20 protein-coding genes are annotated in these 17,939 nt (G+C 61.0%); 11 read left to right on the top strand and 9 right to left on the bottom strand.

Going from position 1 to position 17,939, the window contains the following annotated elements:
* The first annotated feature begins 14 nt into the window (after positions 1-14).
* The 9 genes from P0D52_RS10255 to P0D52_RS10215 all read left to right on the top strand — a co-directional run bounded on the left by P0D52_RS10255 (position 15) and on the right by P0D52_RS10215 (position 6,650).
* Positions 15-842: a cytochrome c1 gene (locus P0D52_RS10255; RefSeq protein ID WP_394692560.1), complete on the top strand. Its 828-nt coding sequence runs from the start codon at positions 15-17 to the stop codon at positions 840-842.
* 173 nt (positions 843-1,015) lie between these two features.
* Positions 1,016-1,885: an S-methyl-5'-thioadenosine phosphorylase gene (locus P0D52_RS10250; RefSeq protein ID WP_394692559.1), complete on the top strand. Its 870-nt coding sequence runs from the start codon at positions 1,016-1,018 to the stop codon at positions 1,883-1,885.
* A gap of 11 nt (positions 1,886-1,896) precedes the next feature.
* On the top strand, positions 1,897-2,619 hold the full coding sequence (locus P0D52_RS10245; RefSeq protein WP_394692558.1) for a hypothetical protein: 723 nt from the start codon (positions 1,897-1,899) through the stop codon (positions 2,617-2,619).
* A gap of 47 nt (positions 2,620-2,666) precedes the next feature.
* Complete coding sequence (locus tag P0D52_RS10240; protein ID WP_394692557.1) at positions 2,667-3,386, top strand: trypsin-like serine peptidase; 720 nt, start codon at positions 2,667-2,669, stop codon at positions 3,384-3,386.
* Positions 3,387-3,421: 35 nt separating this feature from the next.
* Positions 3,422-3,823 carry a lysozyme inhibitor LprI family protein gene (locus P0D52_RS10235; protein WP_394692556.1) on the top strand — a complete coding sequence of 134 codons (402 nt, stop codon included), beginning with the start codon at positions 3,422-3,424 and terminating at the stop codon, positions 3,821-3,823.
* Positions 3,820-4,452, top strand: coding sequence for a glutathione S-transferase family protein (locus P0D52_RS10230; protein WP_394692555.1), 633 nt, complete (start codon positions 3,820-3,822; stop codon positions 4,450-4,452). The genes P0D52_RS10235 and P0D52_RS10230 overlap by 4 nt, the downstream gene beginning before the upstream one ends.
* 9 nt (positions 4,453-4,461) lie before the next feature.
* Positions 4,462-4,992, top strand: a complete 531-nt coding sequence (locus tag P0D52_RS10225; RefSeq protein WP_394692554.1) for an adenine phosphoribosyltransferase — start codon at positions 4,462-4,464, stop codon at positions 4,990-4,992.
* A gap of 221 nt (positions 4,993-5,213) precedes the next feature.
* Entirely contained in the window at positions 5,214-5,945 is a 732-nt protein-coding gene (locus tag P0D52_RS10220; protein ID WP_394692553.1) for a hypothetical protein, read from the top strand.
* 45 nt (positions 5,946-5,990) lie between these two features.
* Positions 5,991-6,650, top strand: a complete 660-nt coding sequence (locus P0D52_RS10215) for a hypothetical protein (protein ID WP_394692552.1) — start codon at positions 5,991-5,993, stop codon at positions 6,648-6,650.
* Positions 6,651-6,867: 217 nt separating this feature from the next.
* Here the strand turns inward: P0D52_RS10215 and P0D52_RS10210 are convergent, their stop codons facing one another.
* Complete coding sequence (locus P0D52_RS10210) at positions 6,868-8,358, bottom strand: S10 family peptidase (protein WP_394692551.1); 1,491 nt, start codon at positions 8,356-8,358, stop codon at positions 6,868-6,870.
* Between the two features lie 72 nt (positions 8,359-8,430).
* Between P0D52_RS10210 and P0D52_RS10205 the strand changes: the two genes are divergently transcribed.
* Entirely contained in the window at positions 8,431-9,324 is an 894-nt protein-coding gene (locus tag P0D52_RS10205) for a 23S rRNA (adenine(2030)-N(6))-methyltransferase RlmJ (RefSeq protein ID WP_394692550.1), read from the top strand.
* Positions 9,325-9,452: 128 nt separating this feature from the next.
* Here P0D52_RS10205 and P0D52_RS10200 read toward each other — a convergent pair whose 3' ends face one another.
* The 3 genes from P0D52_RS10200 to ychF all read right to left on the bottom strand — a co-directional run bounded on the left by P0D52_RS10200 (position 9,453) and on the right by ychF (position 12,796).
* Entirely contained in the window at positions 9,453-10,325 is an 873-nt protein-coding gene (locus tag P0D52_RS10200; RefSeq protein WP_394692549.1) for a crotonase/enoyl-CoA hydratase family protein, read from the bottom strand.
* A gap of 11 nt (positions 10,326-10,336) precedes the next feature.
* A complete protein-coding gene (locus P0D52_RS10195; protein ID WP_394692548.1) occupies positions 10,337-11,569 on the bottom strand; it encodes a multidrug effflux MFS transporter in 1,233 nt (410 codons plus the stop codon).
* A 129-nt stretch (positions 11,570-11,698) separates the two neighbouring features.
* Positions 11,699-12,796: a redox-regulated ATPase YchF gene (gene ychF / locus P0D52_RS10190; RefSeq protein ID WP_394692547.1), complete on the bottom strand. Its 1,098-nt coding sequence runs from the start codon at positions 12,794-12,796 to the stop codon at positions 11,699-11,701.
* 45 nt (positions 12,797-12,841) lie between these two features.
* Between ychF and P0D52_RS10185 the strand changes: the two genes are divergently transcribed.
* Positions 12,842-13,222 (top strand): hypothetical protein, encoded by a 381-nt coding sequence (locus tag P0D52_RS10185; RefSeq protein ID WP_394692546.1) that lies wholly within the window; start codon positions 12,842-12,844, stop codon positions 13,220-13,222.
* A 191-nt stretch (positions 13,223-13,413) separates the two neighbouring features.
* Here the strand turns inward: P0D52_RS10185 and pth are convergent, their stop codons facing one another.
* From pth to lgt, 5 genes are all read right to left on the bottom strand, one after another.
* Positions 13,414-14,013: an aminoacyl-tRNA hydrolase gene (gene pth / locus P0D52_RS10180; protein ID WP_394692545.1), complete on the bottom strand. Its 600-nt coding sequence runs from the start codon at positions 14,011-14,013 to the stop codon at positions 13,414-13,416.
* A gap of 33 nt (positions 14,014-14,046) precedes the next feature.
* Entirely contained in the window at positions 14,047-14,721 is a 675-nt protein-coding gene (locus P0D52_RS10175) for a 50S ribosomal protein L25/general stress protein Ctc (RefSeq protein ID WP_394692544.1), read from the bottom strand.
* Positions 14,722-14,869: 148 nt separating this feature from the next.
* Positions 14,870-15,802 carry a ribose-phosphate pyrophosphokinase gene (locus P0D52_RS10170; protein ID WP_394694786.1) on the bottom strand — a complete coding sequence of 311 codons (933 nt, stop codon included), beginning with the start codon at positions 15,800-15,802 and terminating at the stop codon, positions 14,870-14,872.
* A gap of 85 nt (positions 15,803-15,887) precedes the next feature.
* Positions 15,888-16,985, bottom strand: a complete 1,098-nt coding sequence (locus P0D52_RS10165) for a class I SAM-dependent methyltransferase (RefSeq protein ID WP_394692543.1) — start codon at positions 16,983-16,985, stop codon at positions 15,888-15,890.
* A complete protein-coding gene (gene lgt, locus P0D52_RS10160; protein ID WP_394692542.1) occupies positions 16,982-17,881 on the bottom strand; it encodes a prolipoprotein diacylglyceryl transferase in 900 nt (299 codons plus the stop codon). The genes P0D52_RS10165 and lgt overlap by 4 nt, the downstream gene beginning before the upstream one ends.
* Positions 17,882-17,939: the final 58 nt, after the last annotated feature.

Raw genomic sequence — 17,939 nt, 5'->3', positions numbered from 1 at the left:
ACAGGAGAGACACGATGAAACGCTTTATCGCGACCCTTGCTGCCCTTGCTGCTCTTGCCGCTCCGGCGCTGGCAGCCGAAGGCGAAACCCACGCGCCCGAGCCGTATGACTTCTCCTGGGAAGGACCGTTCGGCACGTTTGACGATCAACAATTGCAACGCGGCTTTCAGGTCTATCAGGAGGTCTGCGCCTCCTGTCACTCCATGGACCTGTTGAGCTTCCGCAATTTGGGTCAGCCGGGTGGACCGTTCGAACTCCTGCCGGATCCCGAGCATGAAGGCGAGCTGATCAGCTTTGCCAATCCGAACGACAATCCGGTCGTGATGTCGATTGCGAGCGGCTACACCTACACCGAGATCGACCTCGAAACCGGTGAGGAAATGGAACGCGCGGGCATTCCGGCCGACCGTTTCCCGAACCCCTATGCCAACCCGGCGCAGGCCGCCGCCTCCAATGGCGGTGCCGTGCCGCCGGACTTCTCGGTGATCGCGAAAGCCCGCTCTGGCGGCGCGGAATATCTCCGCTCCCTGCTGCTGGGCTATGACTATGAAGTGCCGGAAGACGTCACGCTCCTTCCGGGACAGCACTACAACCCGTATTTCCCGGGCGGCGTTCTGGCCATGGGCCCGCAATTGTTTGACGGGGCCGTCAGCTATGTCGATGGCTCGCCGGAAACAGCCGAACAATATGCCACCGACGTGGCCGCCTTTCTGGCCTGGGCCTCGGATCCACATATGGAGCAACGCAAGAGCATGGGCCTCGGCGTCATGATCTTCCTGCTGATCTTCTCCATCCTGATGTGGCTCGCCTATCGTCAGGTCTGGGCGAATGTGAAGCACTAGGCGTTTTTCGCGCTGAATGGATCAAGGCCGCAGCCCGCGCTGCGGCCTTTTTCATTTGCCCCCTCACCCTCCCAACGCTGAAATGCTATCGCAATTCAGCATCGGGTCCCTCCCTCTCCCTCGAGGGAGAGGGAAGAGGGCAATAGCCCTCGGGGTGAGGGGGACATGAAAAAATGACCTGGAAATTTGGCATCATCGGCGGGTCTGGACTCTATGATCTGCCCGGCCTTGAAGATGTCCGCACGCAAACGGTGGACACGCCCTGGGGCGCGCCATCGGATGCGCTGACGACCGGCAGGTTGAACGGCATCGAACTCGTCTTCCTGCCCCGGCACGGGCGAGGCCATCGCCTTCCGCCGCACCAGATTAATTACCGCGCCAATATCGCGGCGCTGAAAATGGCAGGCTGCACGGATATCCTGTCCATATCGGCCTGTGGCTCGCTGAAGGAAAGCCTGCCGCCCGGACGCTTTGTCGTGGTGGATCAGTATATCGACCGCACACGGTCGCGCGCCAATTCCTTCTTCGACACCGGTTGCGCCGCGCACGTCTCCATCGCCGAGCCGGTTTGCCACCGTCTGGCTGCTCTGGCGGCCGATGCCGCTGAAGCTGCAGGCGCGCCAGTGACGCGCGGCGGCACCTATCTGGCGATGGAAGGCCCGCAATTTTCCACCCGCGCCGAGAGCGCGCTCTATCGCAGCTGGGGCTGTGATGTCATCGGCATGACAAACATGCCCGAAGCCCGCCTCGCGCGGGAGGCGGAATTGCCTTACGCCTCCATCGCCATGGTCACCGATTATGACAGCTGGAAGGCGGACGAGGCCGCCGTGGATGTGCCCGCCGTGCTCGCCGTGATGAGGCAAAATGCCGATTTGGCAAGACAGACTATTGCCCGTCTGGCGGATATGGTGTCCCATATGGATCGAACGCCCTCGCCGCAGGGGATCGAGACGGGTCTGGACACCGCGATCATAACGCCGCCAGACGCGCGCGATCCCGAACTGGTCCGGAAATTGAAGGCCATAGCGGGGCGCGTTCTCTAGGGGGTGGTAGCGTGTTTCGGATTGGTTTGTGTGTTCTGTTTCTGGTGACGTCGGCGGCTCAGGCCACCGACTCCCTGCCTGTACCCCGTGATCTTGCAGAAAATGCCAGCGCGTCCGTCGTGGATGTGATCTGCCGGGTCGGTGTGACCAATCGCGGCTCGCGCAGCCGTGGCGTGCTGGTCGCAGGCGGCAGCCATGAGCGGCGCTCGGAAGTCATCATCACTACCGGTCACGGCGTGCGCTATTACAACAGCGCCGATCCGCGCCAGTGCTGGATCCTCGATGCCAGCGGCCAGCAGCACGACATCATTTCTGTCATCCGCCCACAGGGCATGAATTCCTCTTTCGACGATTGGGCCATCATCCTCACCGAGGACGATTTCGCCCATCCCGAATGGCGTTTGCCGATTGCCTGGATGGCCGCCGACCAGACCACGCCGCGCCATGTGGCGCTGCTCGGGCGCGATCACCTGTCCACCGATTGCACACTGACCCAGAGCGATCGCCTGATGGATGGCGGCGAGCTGGTACGCCTGCATGATTGCGGATCACGCCACGGCCTGTCAGGCGCCCCCATCCTGACGCTCGAAGAGGGGCGTCTGTCGGTGATTGGCGTCAATGCCGGCCGCGTCACCGGATTTGACGGCCAGTCCATCGCCGTCGTCTTTGATGGCGGGCTGATCGCGGCGACACTGGAAGGCACGCTGCTGCGCGCCAGTGAAGGCGCGCGCTGACACAAGTGTGACTTGTTGGCGTCCATGCCGGGGCCTAGTCTCGCCGGATGATCTGTCGCGCGCTTTTGATCCTGACCCTGTCGGCTTTTCCCGCCTGGGCAAATGATATCCAGCCGGCGAGTATGGACAGCCTTGTGTCCGGGCGCGGCGGGCTGGTCGATCTGGTCTGCCCTTTACCGGAGTCCACCGACCGTTTTGTCAGCCAGGCCTTCGCCGTGGACGTGTCCGAAGCGCGGGATTTCGAGGTGCTGGTCGCCACCCGCCATGGCGTGGGCGGATTGCAGGCGCTCGACAATGCCCCCTGCTGGATCCGGGGTCCGAACGGCGAGAGCTATGCGATTGCGGATATCCGCTATTCGCGCTCCAACGCCACCGATGATCATGACTGGCTGGTGATCCGTACGGATCAGGCTTTTGAAAGGGGAATGGAGCGCTTGACGCTGGCACGGCTGGCCGTTTCGCCTGCCGATTTGCCGGACATCGCTCTGGTCCGCCAGAGCCAGCGACCGGCGTCCTGCCATGTGCTGGCCCGGACGGAAATCTTCCACAATGATGGCAGCCTGTTTGCGCATGATTGCCGGACGCGGCCGGGCCTGTCCGGCTCTCCCATCATGATCGCTCGCGATGGCGGTAACGTCGTGATCGGCTTCCACCTGGGGCGCGTGACGCAATATTCCGCCGGAACGCAGCAGCAATACGGCCTCGCGCGCTGGATAGATGCGGAAATAGAGCAGGCCGTCATGGACTTGGCATCATCGGCTTACTAGCGTTCTTTTTCGGAATTTCAGGCGCAGGTGGCATCATGATTGAAGCATTTTTTCTTCTCACGCTCGTCTCTCAGGACGCGGCCCTGCCGGATTATTCCGGGCCGGCGCGCCCGATGATCGAGTGTTCCGAACACCTCAATGATGGCCGTGCGCTGAATCGTTGTCTGGAGGGGCTTCTGGATACCGCCGAGGACCAGCTCGGCGATGCGCTGGACGCGGCGCGCGATGAAGCAGCGGAGATTGATCTCGACCTGCCGGGCCTTTCCAATGCAACGGCGCATCTTGACCGCGCCCATTCTACCTGGATCGCCTATCGCGATGCGGAGTGCCAGCGCCGGGCTTCGCTCCTGATGATTGGCGATGATGGCGAGGCGATTGCCCTCGATTGCCGCATTTCCATGACCCGCGCCCGCACGACGGAGTTGCGCGAGCAATGAGCCGGCCGGTCCTGCACATCGGCAACAAGAGCCTGTCGACCTGGTCCTTGCGGCCCTGGCTGACCCTGAAAAAGGCCGGCATCGCCTTCGATGAAAACGTCATTCCGCTCGATCAGGAAGAAACCCGCGAGCGCTTGCTGGCCCTGTCTCCGGCCGCCACCGTGCCGGTGCTGGAGACGGCGGTCGGCAATATCTGGGATTCCCTTGCCATTTGCGAATGGGTGGCCGAGCAATCGCCCGCACTCTGGCCGGAAGACGCGGGCCTTCGCGCCATTGCCCGAGCGGTCACATCCTCCATGCATTCGGGATTTGCAGCGCTGCGCGGCGAATTGCCGATGAATCTCCAGCGTGAACCCACGGCGAAGGATATGAGCGTGGCCTGCTGGGCGGATATCGAGCGCATTCAGGCGCTCTGGGCCCATGTCAAAACCGGCGAGGGGCCGTTCCTCTTTGGCGACTGGTCGATTGCCGATGCGTTCTTTACGCCGGTGGCCACCCGCTTCGAGACCTATTGTGTGCCGTTGTCCACAGAAGCCGCCGCCTATGTACAGACGTTGCTGGCCGATCCCGTCTATAAGGACTGGCACGCCGCCGCCCGGCTTGAAACCTGGGACGCCCCGTTCCACTAGAGGCTTGTCATGGACATCATCAAGAACGCCATCCGCACCATTCCGGACTATCCCAAGCCCGGCATCCAGTTTCGCGACGTCACCACCCTGCTCAAGGATGCCCGCGCCTTCCGAGCGGCGATTGACCAGATGGTCATGCCGTGGGCCGGGGCCAAGATCGACAAGGTGGCGGGCATCGAAGCGCGCGGATTTATCCTCGGTGGTGCGGTCGCGCACCAGCTTTCGGTCGGCTTCACGCCGGTGCGCAAGAAGGGCAAATTGCCCGCGCGCACGCTCGCCGAAGACTATGAGCTGGAATACGGCACTGATACGGTCGAAATCCACGCCGATGCGGTGGCCGAAACCGAGCGCGTACTGCTGGTCGATGATCTCATCGCGACGGGCGGCACCGCTGAAGCGGCGATCAAGCTCTTGCGCCGCGCTGGCGCTGATGTCGTCGGTGCGACCTTCGTCATCGACCTGCCGGATCTCGGCGGTGCCAAACGCATCGAAGCCCTCGGTGTGCCGTGTGCCAGCCTTGTGAGTTTCGAGGGGGATTAAGGCGGTATTTTATCCGCAACAATCTTTCCCCTCCCCCTTTGTGGGGAGGGGTAGGGGTGGGGGCATCCAGACATCACCCCACCCCGCCGATCCAGACGGATCGCCGACCCTCCCCATCAAGGGGAGGGGAATTCTGACCTCAGTCAATTTCAGCCCCCATTTCACACTTCCGCCGGATTTCGCGTTAGGATCGCACACGGGAGGAAGGTGACATGATCGAATTGCTGGCGGCTCTGGCGCTGCAGATCCAAACAACTCTGGCAATGCCGGATACGTGTGGCGAGAGACTGGATTGCGCTTTGGTGCTGATCGAGCCGGGATCGACTGATGCGTTTGCCATCGAGCGCGACACCGAAAATGATCAGCTCGAGCCGTACAGCCAGTCCTTGATGTCTGGGGCCTCGCGCGCGGCCTGGCGGTGGCAAGTCACCGGACGGATCAATGGCGGAGACGAGCAGTCCATTGAGCTGACTTTTTTCACAAGATCAGGTGCCTGCAGGGAGACAACGGACCTCTACCTGCTGTGGCCATTTCTGGGCTATTCAGAAACCCGTAATCCGGTATTCGAGACCTTGGCCGGCGAGCTGGAAATCACAGGTGAATTTCCGCAAGTGGGCGCTTGGGACAGGATTTACCTGGCAAGCCTTTCTCCCACATTACCAAATCAACCTCTGCTGTCGTTGACCGAATACGAACAATTGTTCTTCGACGCGACCGATGAAATTTACGCGCTGCAACTCCAGTCGCGTTGCATCCGCCTGCCAACAGAAAATAATCAGAGATTACGCGCAGCGGACATGTCGAAATGCACCTATCGCGGGGAAGGCGACGAGCGTTCACCATTCCCGCTCAACACATCCGATCTGGAAATCACATTTGACGATTATTGGCCTTTCGGCGTCGAAAGTCTGCCGGACCACGTTCTGCTCTCCAACAGAATGCCATGCACCTGAACCCTGATTTCTGCTACCCTGCGCCCATCAGGGGAGGGACTCACCATGTTTGTAGGCCATTATGGACCGGCGCTGGCCGGGCCGCGCTTTGTCAAGACCGTGCCGGTCTGGGCGATGTGCGTTGCGGTTCAGTTTCTGGATTATCTCTGGGGCGTATTTGTCTATTTCGGCATAGAGAATGTCCGCATCGAGCCGGGCTTTACCGCCGTCAGCCCGCTCGATCTCTATGACATGCCGTGGACGCACTCACTTCTCATGGCGGTCGTCTGGTCCATCGTGCTGGGTTTTGTGTGGTCGCTGATTGCGCGCACGCAAAAACGCGCCGGCGCCATCATCATTGGCCTGGGCGTCTTCTCGCACTGGCTGCTCGACCTTCTGGTCCATGTGCCGGATCTCGCCCTGTGGCCGGGCGGGCCGAAGGTTGGCTTTGGCCTCTGGAATAATGAGCCGGTCGCCCTGACGCTGGAATTCGGCGTGCTGGCGGTTGGTCTCTTGCTCTACATCTCCGCGACGAAAGCAAAGGGCGCGTTCGGAAAAATCAGCCCGTGGATTTTCGGCGCGCTTCTGGTCGGGCTCTATTCGATCAGCTTTGTCGCGCCGCCGCCGGAAACCGCCCAGCAATTCGGCCCGATGGCGATTATGCTCTACACGCTGGTCGCGGTGCTGGCCTGGCTGCTCTGCGACCGGATGCGGGAAGCGAAATAGCCGCGAAAATGACTCCGGCCCGCTGACCACATACCTCATGGTGAGGTGCCCGGCGCAAGCCGGGCCTCGAACCACGCAATTCGCTGAAGTCCTCATCTAAAACACGTCATTCCGGGGCGCGCTGAAGGCGCGAACCCGGAACCCATTCCGTGACGTCACGCTTCCGGATTGGGTCCCGGATAAGGCTGACGCCTTTCCGGGATGACGGATGGAGGCGTTATTCCCCGATCAACTCCCGCACATCGTCCACAAACGCTTCCAGCGAGGGGTGGTGGATATACATCATGTGCCCGGCCTCATAATAGCCGAAGGTGACGCGGTCGGGATCAAAGCCCGGCTGGTTGAACATCAGCTCTGCCGCGAAGAAGGGCGTGGCGAGATCGTAATAGCCCTGCGCCACCAGCACTTCGAGATCCGAGTTCTGGCGCATCGCGGTGGCCACCCACGGCGTCACATTCACATAGGCCGAGCCCTGACCCGTCGAGCGGTTCCAGCCCGACGCCGTGGGGATGTCGATGACCGAATATTCCTCGGTGATATCGACGCCCAGCGTGTCGGTGAAATAGTGCAGCATGGCGGCCGTATAGCCGCCATCAATGCCATAGGCGGACGGATCATATTCCGGCCCCTCACTGACTGCATCGGCCTCCGCGCCGGTATAGCGGCTGTCCAGTCGGCCAACCGACAGGCCTTCATTGCGCAGGAGTTCCCGCATGAAGCGGCCCAGATTGACGCGCAGATTGGCTCGCATCAGATAGTCTTCGGACAGGCCGATAAAGCTGGAAAGCTCGGCAGCGACCGCACGCTGATCGGGCTCCGGCAGGCTCGCCCCGCGTAAGAGGGCGGGCATGTAGGTGTCATAGGCAAAATCGCGCGCATTGGCGATGAAGGCCTCCAGATCGCCATCCCAGGCCGAACGATCCACGCGCTCATGATACCAGGCCGTGGCCGCAAAGCCCGGCATCAGGCCGACAAAGCCGACATCATTGCCTTCGGACGTATCATCAAAGCGGAAATCCAGCACGGTGGAGATCAGCGCGACGCCATTGAAGGAGACATCCGTCCAGCCACCTTGCATTTCATTCAGCAAGGCGGCAATCCGCGTCGTGCCATAGCTTTCGCCGAGCAGGTATTTCGGCGAATTCCAGCGGCGGTTCTCGGTCAGCCAGCGGCGGATGAAGGCACCCAGCACGCGCGCATCCTCGCGAATGCCCCAGAACTGACCCGTATCGGCCTCGCCCAGCGGCCGGCTCCAGCCTGTGCCCACCGGGTCGACAAAGACGAGATCGGCCTGATCGAGGATGGAAAGATTATTCTCGATGATGGAATAGGGGGCCGCGCCGTCATCCCGTGCATCTGAAGGCAGGTCCAGACGGTAGGGCCCGAACACGCCCATATGCAGCCACAAGCTGGCCGATCCCGGCCCGCCATTGAAGATAAAGGCGACCGGCCGCGTGGCGCGATCCTCGACACCTTCGCGGATATATGCGGTGGAGAAGATGGAGGCATAGGGCTCGCCATCATCGCCCGCCATATAGGTTTCACCGGCGATCACCGAATAGCGCACGCGCTGGCCATTGGCGGTGATCTGACCTTCGCTTTCATAGACGCGGGAGCCATCCTCGCGGACATTGGACGGCGCGTCCTGAGCCGCAGCCGTGCAGGCGCTCAGTGCGATGGCGGTCAGTATGGAAATCAAACGTGTCATGGCAGCCTCCCCGGATGTGCCGGGGAAGATAAAGCCTTCACGCCGCAACGCAAATTAAGATAAGGACGGCTTATGAATTATCGTCACGCCTTCCATGCCGGAAACTTCGCGGATGTGTTGAAACACGCGGTTCTGGCGCAATGCCTGGCCCATCTGAAGAAGAAGGCCAAGCCCTTCCGCTATATCGACACCCATGCCGGTGTCGGGGCCTATGACCTCACCTCCAGCGAGGCGCAGCGAAATCCGGAATGGCAGGGCGGGATTGCCAAAGTGCTCGCCGCCAAACGCCGCCCCGAAGTGGAGGAGGCACTGGCGCCCTTGCTGGACGTCGTGCGCGCCATGAATCCGGGTGAGACACTGACGAGCTATCCCGGTTCGCCCGAACTGGCCGCGCGCATGTTGCGTGAGCATGACCGCGCGCATCTGTGCGAATTGCACGAAGCCGACGCGAAGACGCTCGACCAGCGCTATGTGCGCAACGCCGCCGTGAAGGTGGAAAAGCGCGACGGCTATAAAGCCCTGCACAGCCTTGTGCCGCCACGCGAGAAACGCGGCGTTGTGCTGGTCGATCCGCCGTTTGAACATCGCGACGAGATGGCCCACATGGCCGAAGCCGTTCGCAAGGCGATCCCGAAATGGACCGGCGGCACCTATATCTTCTGGCGTCCCCTGAAGGATTTATGGGCGTCCGAGCGTTTTGATGTCGGGCTTGCCGAATGGCTGTTTGAAGAAAACTACGCCACGCCGGAAAACATTCTGCGCGCCGATCTCTGGGTTCGCGATCTGGAGGCCGAGGGCAAGCTCGCCGGCGCTGGCGTCGTCATCATCAACCCCCCTTATACGCTCGAAGCCCAATTGCTCGCGCTCCTGCCCTGGCTGGCCGAGACGCTGTCGCAGGGAGAGGGCGCCGGCTGGCGTCTGGATGGCGCGGCGACGGATGAAAGCCTGTCGGTCGAGGAGTTTTAGGCCGCAGTCTTACTCGTCATCCCGGACAGGCATCGCCTGATCCGGGACCCATGCCGGGAGATGCAGGTTTCAGAATGGGTTCCGGGTTCGCGCCTTCGGCACGCCCCGGAATGACGGAAGTTGAAACCCTAATACTCTTCCTCCTCCCAGAAGGGATACCAGGACGGCATGTCGGCGGAGGGCTTGAGCGGAAAGTCCGGCGGACGTTTTTCAAGGAAACTCATCACGCCTTCGGCGGCATCCGGGCCAATCCCGGCATGCAGGATGGCTTTCGACTCGATCCGGTGCGCATCCATCGGCGTGTGCGGGCCCAGCATGCGCCAGGCCATCTGCCGCATCATCGCAACCGAGACCGGCGCCGTCGTTTCGGCCAGTGTGCGCGCATATTCGACCGCGACGGGCAGCAAGTCGTCCGGTGCGTGCAGGCTTTTCAGCAAGCCGGCCTGATGCGCTTCGTCGGTCAGGAAGGTGCGGCCCGACATCGCCCAGTCCATCGCCGTCGAAATGCCGACCACGCGCGGCAGAAACCAGCTCGCCGCCCCGTCCCAGGCAATGCCGCGCTTTGAGAATGGATAGGCCATTTTCGCGCCCGGCACGGCAAATCGCACATCCATGGGCAGGATCATCGTCGCGCCAATGCCGACGGCCGGGCCATTGATGGCGGCGATGACCGGCTTGATCGAGTTGAAAATCCGCAAATTCATCAACCCGCCCGTATCGCGCCAGCGCGGGTCACTATCGTCCAGTTCGCCATCGGCTTTGGCCTGCGAGACCGCATTGAACGTCTCCGCCCCCAGCGACAGATCCGCCCCCGCGCAAAAAGCGCGGCCGGATCCGGTAAAGATCACCGCGCGCACATCATCATTCGCGTCGGTGTGATCGAGCGCCGTGATCACTTCGCGCATCATGTCATGCGTATAGGCATTCATGGCCTTGGGGCGATTGAGCGTGATCGTCGCGACCGGCCCGTCAATATCCAGCAAAATGGTTTCGAACGTCATGCGCGATTCCCCTAATCGTCTGTGCCGTCGCCGAATAATTCGCCGCGCTCTGTGACATACACAATGGCAAAGGCGGCGAACCCGGTGAAGGTCTGGCCGGCAATCAGGGGCAGGGTGGAGTCATTATAGAGCTGGCCGATAATGGCTCCGATAATAGCGCCGATCACGCCCGTCCCGAAGCCATAGGCCGCCGAGGCCGTGCCCGCCACATGCCCGACCGGCTCCATCGCGAGCGCGTTGAAATTGGCGGCGATCAGCCCCATCAGCATCATCGCCAGCGTCAGCAGCGTCATGAAGATCAACAGGTTTTCGGACGCAAACACGATCAGCGCCACATGTGCGAGGCTGATGACCGTAAAACCGATCAGTGCCCCTTGCGACAGGCGGCGTTGCCCCAGCCGCATCACCAGGCGTGAGTTGACGAAATTCGTGATCGCCATGCAGGCGGCCATGCCCGCAAAGGCCAGCGTCCACACCGAGCCAAGACCGAAATGCTCGGCCATGATCTGTTCGGAAGAATTGAGCAGGCCATAGAGACCGCCAAAGAAGAACGCGCCGGACAGCGTATAGCCGACCATCGCCCGATGCCGCAGGCTCTCGCGATAGGCGCGGATCGAATCCATGAAATCCAGCTTGCGCCGGTATTCTTCGTGCAGGGTCTCGGGCAGGCGGATGCTCAGCCAGATGGCGAGACCGGAGGCCGTCACCAGCAGGAAAACAAAGATCCAGCGCCAGGGCGCGACAAACAGGATGGCCTGGCCCAGGCTCGGCGCAATTACCGGCACCGCCATGAACACCATCATCGCCATCGAGACGACCTGCGCCATGCGCCGCCCGGAAGTGAGGTCGCGGGCAATCGCCGTTCCGATCACGCGCGCCGCGGCAATGCTCATGCCCTGCAGGAGACGGCCGAGCAGCAGCATCTCGAAATTCCAGGCGATCAGGCAAAAGACGGTGGCGATGATATAGAGCGCCAGCGCGCCGAGCAGGACCGGCTTGCGCCCCCAGCTGTCGGAGAGCGGCCCATAGATCAGCTGCGCCACACCGAATCCGACCAGAAAGGCGGTAATGACCCATTGCCGGTTATTCTCGTTGACCAGCCCCAGATCAGCGCCAATGGCGGGCAGGGCGGGCAACATCATATCGATGGACAAGGCCACGATCCCGGTTGAAAAAACCAGTAGTGTCACCAGCTGCCAGAACGACATCAAATGCCGTTCGCCTGCAAATTCAGAATCTTGCATCTACACCCTCGTCCCGCATCCTAGGTGCGGCACTATTGCCGGAATGGCAAGAAGAGGGCGCATACAACGAAAGATGGATTAATGCGGCGAGATGGAAGGCGCTTTCGATACGAGCGCCCGTGCCGTCAGCTACACATTGAATTTGAAGTGAAGGACATCGCCGTCCTTGACGAGATAATCCTTGCCTTCCTGACGCAGTTTCCCGGCTTCGCGGGCACCGGCTTCTCCATTATGGGCAACATAGTCGTCATAGGCGATGGTTTCCGCCTTGATGAAGCCCTTCTCGAAATCGCCATGGATGACACCGGCACAACGCGGTGCGGTCCAGCCATGTTTGAACGTCCAGGCGCGGGCCTCTTTCGGGCCGACGGTGAAATAGGTCTGGAGCTCCAGCAGATTGTATCCGGCATGGATCAGGCGATCGAGGCCGGCCTCTTCCAGACCAATGGCGTCGAGATATTCCTGCCGCTCATCCGCTTCCAGCAGAGCGAGCTCGCTTTCAATCTTGGCGGAGATCACCACAGCGTCAGAGCCTTGTTCCGCGGCATAATCGACCACGCGCTTTGAATGCGCATTGCCGGTTCCGGCGCTGTCTTCATCGACATTGGCGATATAGAGGATGGGCTTGGAGGTCAGGAGCTGCAGCATCCGCCAGGCCTTGCGCTGATCCGCCGGCACATCGGCCTTGCGGGCCGGGCGGCCTTCGGTCAGTTCGGCCAGCGCCAGATCGATCAGCACCAGGGTTTCCTTCGCGTCCTTGTCACCGGTCTTGGCGCGCTTTTCGAGGCCGGCGCGGCGCTTTTCCAAGCTTTCCATATCGGCAAGCATCAGCTCGGTCTCAACCGTTTCCAGATCCGCAATGGGATCGACACGGTCCTCGACATGGGTGACGTCATCATCCTCGAAGGCGCGCAGCACATAGGCGATGGCGTCGGTCTCGCGGATATTGGCGAGGAATTGATTGCCCAGACCTTCGCCCTTGGAGGCACCCCGCACCAGCCCGGCGATGTCGACGAAATTCATCCGCGTCGGAATGATCTCTTTCGATCCGGCAATTTTCGCCAGCACATCCAGACGCGGTTCTGGCATGGCGACATCGCCGACATTGGGCTCGATCGTGCAGAAGGGATAATTCGCCGCCTGCGCCGCCGCCGTCTGCGTCAGCGCATTGAAGAGCGTCGATTTACCGACATTCGGCAGGCCGACAATTCCGCATTTGAAACCCATGATATCCTCGTGTCTTATTCGCCGCGCTTATAGGGGGTTTGAGGAATGCGGCAAATAACCGATTCAGACTTGGCGTATTTGAATGCGGCTGAAAGCGGAGCCATGGGCTTTATCGGCTGGGGTCAATGGCAATTGACGCTGAATTTCGATTGGATTTCGATCCAGTTGAGCTGCCTGGCTGAGTTGGAAACGGATGGCCGCAGAAAAGTCATCGAATGTCCATTTACTAGCGAACTTCCATTGGGTGGACTGTTTGGCACAACTATAAAGTCCTTCAGCGTCGAGCCGGGCAATCGTTTGGTGATTTTGCTGGAGTCCGGAATTAGGCTTCGCATTCTGCCCGACCCGGACATTCAGGAAGAACAGTGCGTTGTAACGGTGCACCATCGCGATGAAAAAGGCGGTAGCGGGATCGTTGTCATTTGAAACCCGCTGCACACAACTCGCCTAATAGACAATTGTTTTAGCGTATTAGCACAATGATCAAGAGAATTGTCGGGCTGTTTTCAACGAACAAACGCAATCAAATGGGAGGGCTGGGCGTGGACAAATAAGCGGGTGTGGCGTCTGCGTCGACACTGAACGCTGGCACTGTCAGACGCAGCCGCCTAATCCGATCAGCTGTCGGAACTCCCCGGCGCGGGCGCCAGATGGGTCACCTTCGTCTGGAAGGCGTCATAGTCTTCGGAGGTCAATAGCGGCATGGAGCGCGAAATAGCGTCAATCAGGTCGCTGACCCAGGCCTGTTCCGCCTTGGGGATGTCGGACAGGACATAGCCGGTGACGCGGTTCTTGTCGCCCGGATGGCCGATACCGATCCGGCCGCGCCGGAAATCGCCGTCAATATGGGCCTTGATCGAACGCAGCCCGTTATTGCCGGCATGGCCGCCGCCCGTCTTGAGGCGGAACTTGCCCGGCGCCAGATCCAGCTCGTCATGGAAGACGACAATCCTGTCGGCGGGGATATTGTAATAGCGCGCCGCTTCACCGACCGCCCGGCCGCTCTCATTGTAATAGGTGCCGGGTTTCAGAAGCAGGACTTTCTGCGGTCCGGAAGGCGTCTCGATTGCGCCCTCGCTGACCGCCCCCTTAAAGCGCGCTTTCCAGGGGCTCAAACGCCAATAATCGGCGATCTCATCCAGTGTGAGAAAGCCGATATTGTGGCGGTTATAGCGATATTTCGAGTCCGGATTACCCAGACCGACGATCAGCAACATGGTCAGCCCCCGAATAGCGGGGAGGCAAAGCCCCTAGTCCTCGGAGCCTTCGCCCTCTTCTTCACCATCGGCTTCGGCTTCCGTGCCTTCTTCGCCGTCTGCATCCTCGTCGGCATCAGCGGCTTCTTCCTCGTCTTCCAGAGCGACGCGGGCGCCGGCCAGGGTGGCGATGGTGAAGTCACGGTCTGCGATGGTCGGCGTAATGCCTTCGGGCAGGGTCACGTCGGAGATGTGAACCGAATCGCCGATTTCCATGGCGGAAATGTCGATCTCGATCGATTCCGGAATGGAGCCGGCCGGGCAGGACAGCTCGACGGTGTGGCGGACCACGTTCAGCGCACCACCGCGTTTCAGACCCGGAGACTTCTCTTCGCCGAGGAAGACCACGGAGACTTCCACGTCGATGATGGAGTCGGCGTCAACGCGGAACAGGTCGATGTGCAGCGGCACGTCGGTGACCGGATCGAACTGGACGTCCTTCGGGATCACGGACTGCTTTTTGCCGTCATGCTCCAGCGTCACCATGTGCGACAGGAATTTGCCGGTATTGATCGCCTTGCGCAGCACATTGTCCCGCACAGCAATCGCGACCGGGCCGCCCTTGCCGCCATACAGCGTGCCGGGAACCTTGCCTTCGCGGCGAACAGCGCGAGCGGCACCGGTTCCGGTGTTTTCGCGAACGTCGACGGGGAGAACGATGTCACTCATCGGTCTGATCCTTAAAAAGAGAAAGGCCGCATCAGAAGCGGCCTATCGGGGCCGAGCCCCAAGCCAGTTGAATTCGAGCCGCGGCGTATAGCCGATCAGATTGACCGGCGCAACCGCTCTCAAGCGGGATTCACAGCCATCAATGCGGCTAATCAAACAGTTTGGAGACCGACTCTTCATTCGCGATCCGCCTTATGGCTTCACCCAGCAGCGGCGCGATGGAGATCATGCGGATATTCGGCGCCTTGATCACGGTCTCATCCACCGCGATGGAATCGGTCATCACGAGCTCGGACAGTTCGGATTTCGCAATGCGCTCGACGGCTTTGCCGGACAATACGCCATGCGTGACATAGGCGGCCACGCTGATCGCGCCATGCTCTTTCAGCTTGGCGGCGGCATTGCACAGCGTGCCCCCGGAATCGACGATATCGTCAAAGATGATGCAGCGCCGGCCTTCGACATCGCCGATGATATTCATGACTTCCGACTGACCCGGTTTCGGGCGGCGCTTGTCGACAATGGCAATGTCCGCGCCCAGCCGGCTGGCCAGCGACCGCGCCCGGACCACACCGCCAACATCGGGCGAAACAATCATCAATTCCGACGTGTCGTAATTGCGCAGAAGATCATCTTCAAAGACCGGTGTGACAAACAGATTGTCGGTCGGAATATCGAAGAAGCCCTGGATCTGGCCAGCATGGAGGTCCAGCGTCAGAACCCGGTGCGCGCCGGCTTCCGCGACCAGATTGGCCACCAGCTTGGCGGTGATCGGGGTGCGGCCGCCGGTTTTGCGGTCCTGCCGGGCATAGCCGAAATACGGGATGACGGCGGTGATCCGGTTGGCGCTGGCGCGCGCCAGCGCGTCCATGCAGATCAACAGCTCCATCAGATGGTCATTGGCCGGTTTCGACGTCGACTGGATCAGGAAAATGTCTTCGCCGCGAATATTCTCGCCAATGCGGACGAAAATCTCGCCATCCGCGAAGCGTTCAATCTCGCATTCGGTGAGAGGGGCGTCGATATGATCGCCAATGGCTTTCGCCAGAACCTTGTTTGAAGTGCCTGAAACAAGTTTCAGAGGGGTCCGTCCAGCCATCGGTCCGCCTTTATGTTGCCGCGCAGAGGTCCGATAGCAGAGCTGGCCGCTGTATTGAACCGTTAATTCATCCGTGGTCGGCAAAACCCGGTGGTTTCGGCAATCCCGGTGTGGATAAGCTCATCACCTTGAAGAGCGCGCCCATCTCTTCGGGGTCCGACAGACGGATCACCTGCCGGGCGATTCGCGACTTCTGGTCAGGCGTCTGACGGATCAGTGCGGCGGCGCGCACTTCCAAGCCCAACGCATTCAGCCAGTCGGCTTGTGTAGCAGGGCCAGCCACGTCCAGCCCGGCGGCTTTTGCGAAAACGCCCAATTGTTCGAAATCTACCCGCGCCGTCAGGTCCGCCGTGCCGGGCGCGTCCAGCGGATCGCATTTCTGATGCCGGCGAATAGCCTGAAACGTGTCTCCGGGCTCGCTTGTGACGGGGCCATAGTCCACGAACAGGGCATGGCCGGGATGTTCCGCAAAGCGTTGCGCCAGGACGTCGACCACCTGCTGATCGCCGGGCCGCAATTCGACCAGCGTACCGTCGGGCGCGTCGCGCAGGCGCTCCGGCACGAGATCGGTTTCGGCCCCCAGAATAGGGCCGACGACAAAGCGGAAGGCATCTTCGGCCTCATGCAGTCCGATCAGGCGCTCATGCCACTGGCCATTCTGCTTCACCGCCTGGCGCACGGGCAGGCAGTCAAGAAATTCATTGCCGAGAATGATGGCCGGGCCGGGCGGGATATCCTCGATCCGGTTGAGCCAGCCAATCTCCACGCCCATCGGCGTCAGCGTGCGGCCCTGCACCATTTTCAGGGCCGCGCTGGCTTCGATCAGATGGATGTTTGCGGCGTCCAGAAAGCCCGGCACGGCGCGTCCGGCGCGCACGATATCGCTCATCATCTGACCGGTGCCGGGGCCAAGCTCGACCAGCTGGAAGGGGGCGGGCTGGCCCATATCCACCCAGACCTGCGCACACCATAGACCCATCAGTTCGCCGAACATCTGGCTGACAGACGGGGCGGTGATGAAATCCTCACCGGCCCCGATCGGGTTTCTTGTCGCGTAATAGCCCTCTCGCGGATCGAACATGGCTTCGGTCATGAAGGCCGCGACCGAGACCGGTCCGCCATGGCGGATCCGTTCGGCAAGACGCCCGGCAATCCCGTCCATCATTTGGGTGCGACGGCTTTGGTCGGGGCCGGGGCCGGGTCGGCCTTCAGGGCGCGATGGATCAGCCAGCCGCCTGCAAAGATCATCGGGATGGAAAGCAGCATGCCCATCGTGACGATGCCTTGGAGGGCTTCGGGCATATGCGAATCCGGCTCCCGGACGGTTTCCAGCACGGCGCGCGACAGGCCATAGATCAACAGGAAGGCACCGGTATTGAGGCCGGGGCGCGACAGTGATTTGTATTTCCAGGTCAGGACATTGACGACGGCGAAAATCAGAAGGCCTTCCAGCGCCGCTTCATAAAGCTGGCTGGGATGGCGCAGGGCGCACAGACGGTCATTGGCAAAGCGCATCGCCCAGGGCACGTCGGTAACGCGGCCCCAGAGTTCGCCATTGATGAAATTCGCCATCCGGCCGAAGAACAGCCCGATGGGCGCGACGACGGCCGCCGCATCGGCTATCCGCCAGAGGTCCAGCTTGCGCGCCCGCGCCGTCAGCCACAGCGCCAGAGCCACACCGATCAGACCACCATGGAAAGACATGCCGCCTTCGGTAATGCCGGTAATCACCCATAGAGGGCGCTCCCAGAAAGCATCGATCTGATAGAAGAGGACATAGCCCAGCCGGCCGCCGCCGATGACACCGATGGTTGCCCACAGGAGAAGATCGTCGACATCTTCCTCGTCAAACGGCGAGCCCTTGGGTTTGCCGCTGGCCGGCACCCAGAGTTTTGGCCGACGCGCCATGGCCACCATATAGCGCCAGCCCACCAGCAGGCCGGCAATATAGGCGAGCGCATACCAGCGGATATCGAAGGCCCAGCCTTCATTGATGAAATCCAGCGGGATGGAGAACAGGACCGGATCAAAGTCGAATGTCGGCTCGCAAATCTGTTGCATTTCGGCTCCTGCGCTGGCCTGTCACATTGCATCTGCGACCTGAAATCGCATATACGCA

The organism is Hyphobacterium sp. (genome assembly GCF_043584775.1).
Lineage (GTDB): Bacteria > Pseudomonadota > Alphaproteobacteria > Caulobacterales > Maricaulaceae > Hyphobacterium.
This window is presented reverse-complemented; position numbering and strand designations above follow the sequence as displayed.

Excerpts from the sequence above, each read along its gene's own strand:
- P0D52_RS10225 (WP_394692554.1), top strand. The coding sequence starts at position 4,462 with ATGGACATCATCAAGAACGCCATCCGCACCATTCCGGACTATCCCAAG.
- pth (WP_394692545.1), bottom strand. The coding sequence starts at position 14,013 with ATGTTGCTGATCGTCGGTCTGGGTAATCCGGACTCGAAATATCGCTAT.
- P0D52_RS10215 (WP_394692552.1), top strand. The coding sequence starts at position 5,991 with ATGTTTGTAGGCCATTATGGACCGGCGCTGGCCGGGCCGCGCTTTGTC.
- P0D52_RS10200 (WP_394692549.1), bottom strand. The coding sequence starts at position 10,325 with ATGACGTTCGAAACCATTTTGCTGGATATTGACGGGCCGGTCGCGACG.
- P0D52_RS10210 (WP_394692551.1), bottom strand. The coding sequence starts at position 8,358 with ATGACACGTTTGATTTCCATACTGACCGCCATCGCACTGAGCGCCTGC.
- P0D52_RS10195 (WP_394692548.1), bottom strand. The coding sequence starts at position 11,569 with ATGCAAGATTCTGAATTTGCAGGCGAACGGCATTTGATGTCGTTCTGG.
- P0D52_RS10230 (WP_394692555.1), top strand. The coding sequence starts at position 3,820 with ATGAGCCGGCCGGTCCTGCACATCGGCAACAAGAGCCTGTCGACCTGG.
- lgt (WP_394692542.1), bottom strand. The coding sequence starts at position 17,881 with ATGCAACAGATTTGCGAGCCGACATTCGACTTTGATCCGGTCCTGTTC.
- P0D52_RS10165 (WP_394692543.1), bottom strand. The coding sequence starts at position 16,985 with ATGATGGACGGGATTGCCGGGCGTCTTGCCGAACGGATCCGCCATGGC.
- P0D52_RS10185 (WP_394692546.1), top strand. The coding sequence starts at position 12,842 with ATGCGGCAAATAACCGATTCAGACTTGGCGTATTTGAATGCGGCTGAA.
- P0D52_RS10175 (WP_394692544.1), bottom strand. The coding sequence starts at position 14,721 with ATGAGTGACATCGTTCTCCCCGTCGACGTTCGCGAAAACACCGGAACC.
- ychF (WP_394692547.1), bottom strand. The coding sequence starts at position 12,796 with ATGGGTTTCAAATGCGGAATTGTCGGCCTGCCGAATGTCGGTAAATCG.
- P0D52_RS10255 (WP_394692560.1), top strand. The coding sequence starts at position 15 with ATGAAACGCTTTATCGCGACCCTTGCTGCCCTTGCTGCTCTTGCCGCT.
- P0D52_RS10250 (WP_394692559.1), top strand. The coding sequence starts at position 1,016 with ATGACCTGGAAATTTGGCATCATCGGCGGGTCTGGACTCTATGATCTG.
- P0D52_RS10235 (WP_394692556.1), top strand. The coding sequence starts at position 3,422 with ATGATTGAAGCATTTTTTCTTCTCACGCTCGTCTCTCAGGACGCGGCC.
- P0D52_RS10205 (WP_394692550.1), top strand. The coding sequence starts at position 8,431 with ATGAATTATCGTCACGCCTTCCATGCCGGAAACTTCGCGGATGTGTTG.
- P0D52_RS10240 (WP_394692557.1), top strand. The coding sequence starts at position 2,667 with ATGATCTGTCGCGCGCTTTTGATCCTGACCCTGTCGGCTTTTCCCGCC.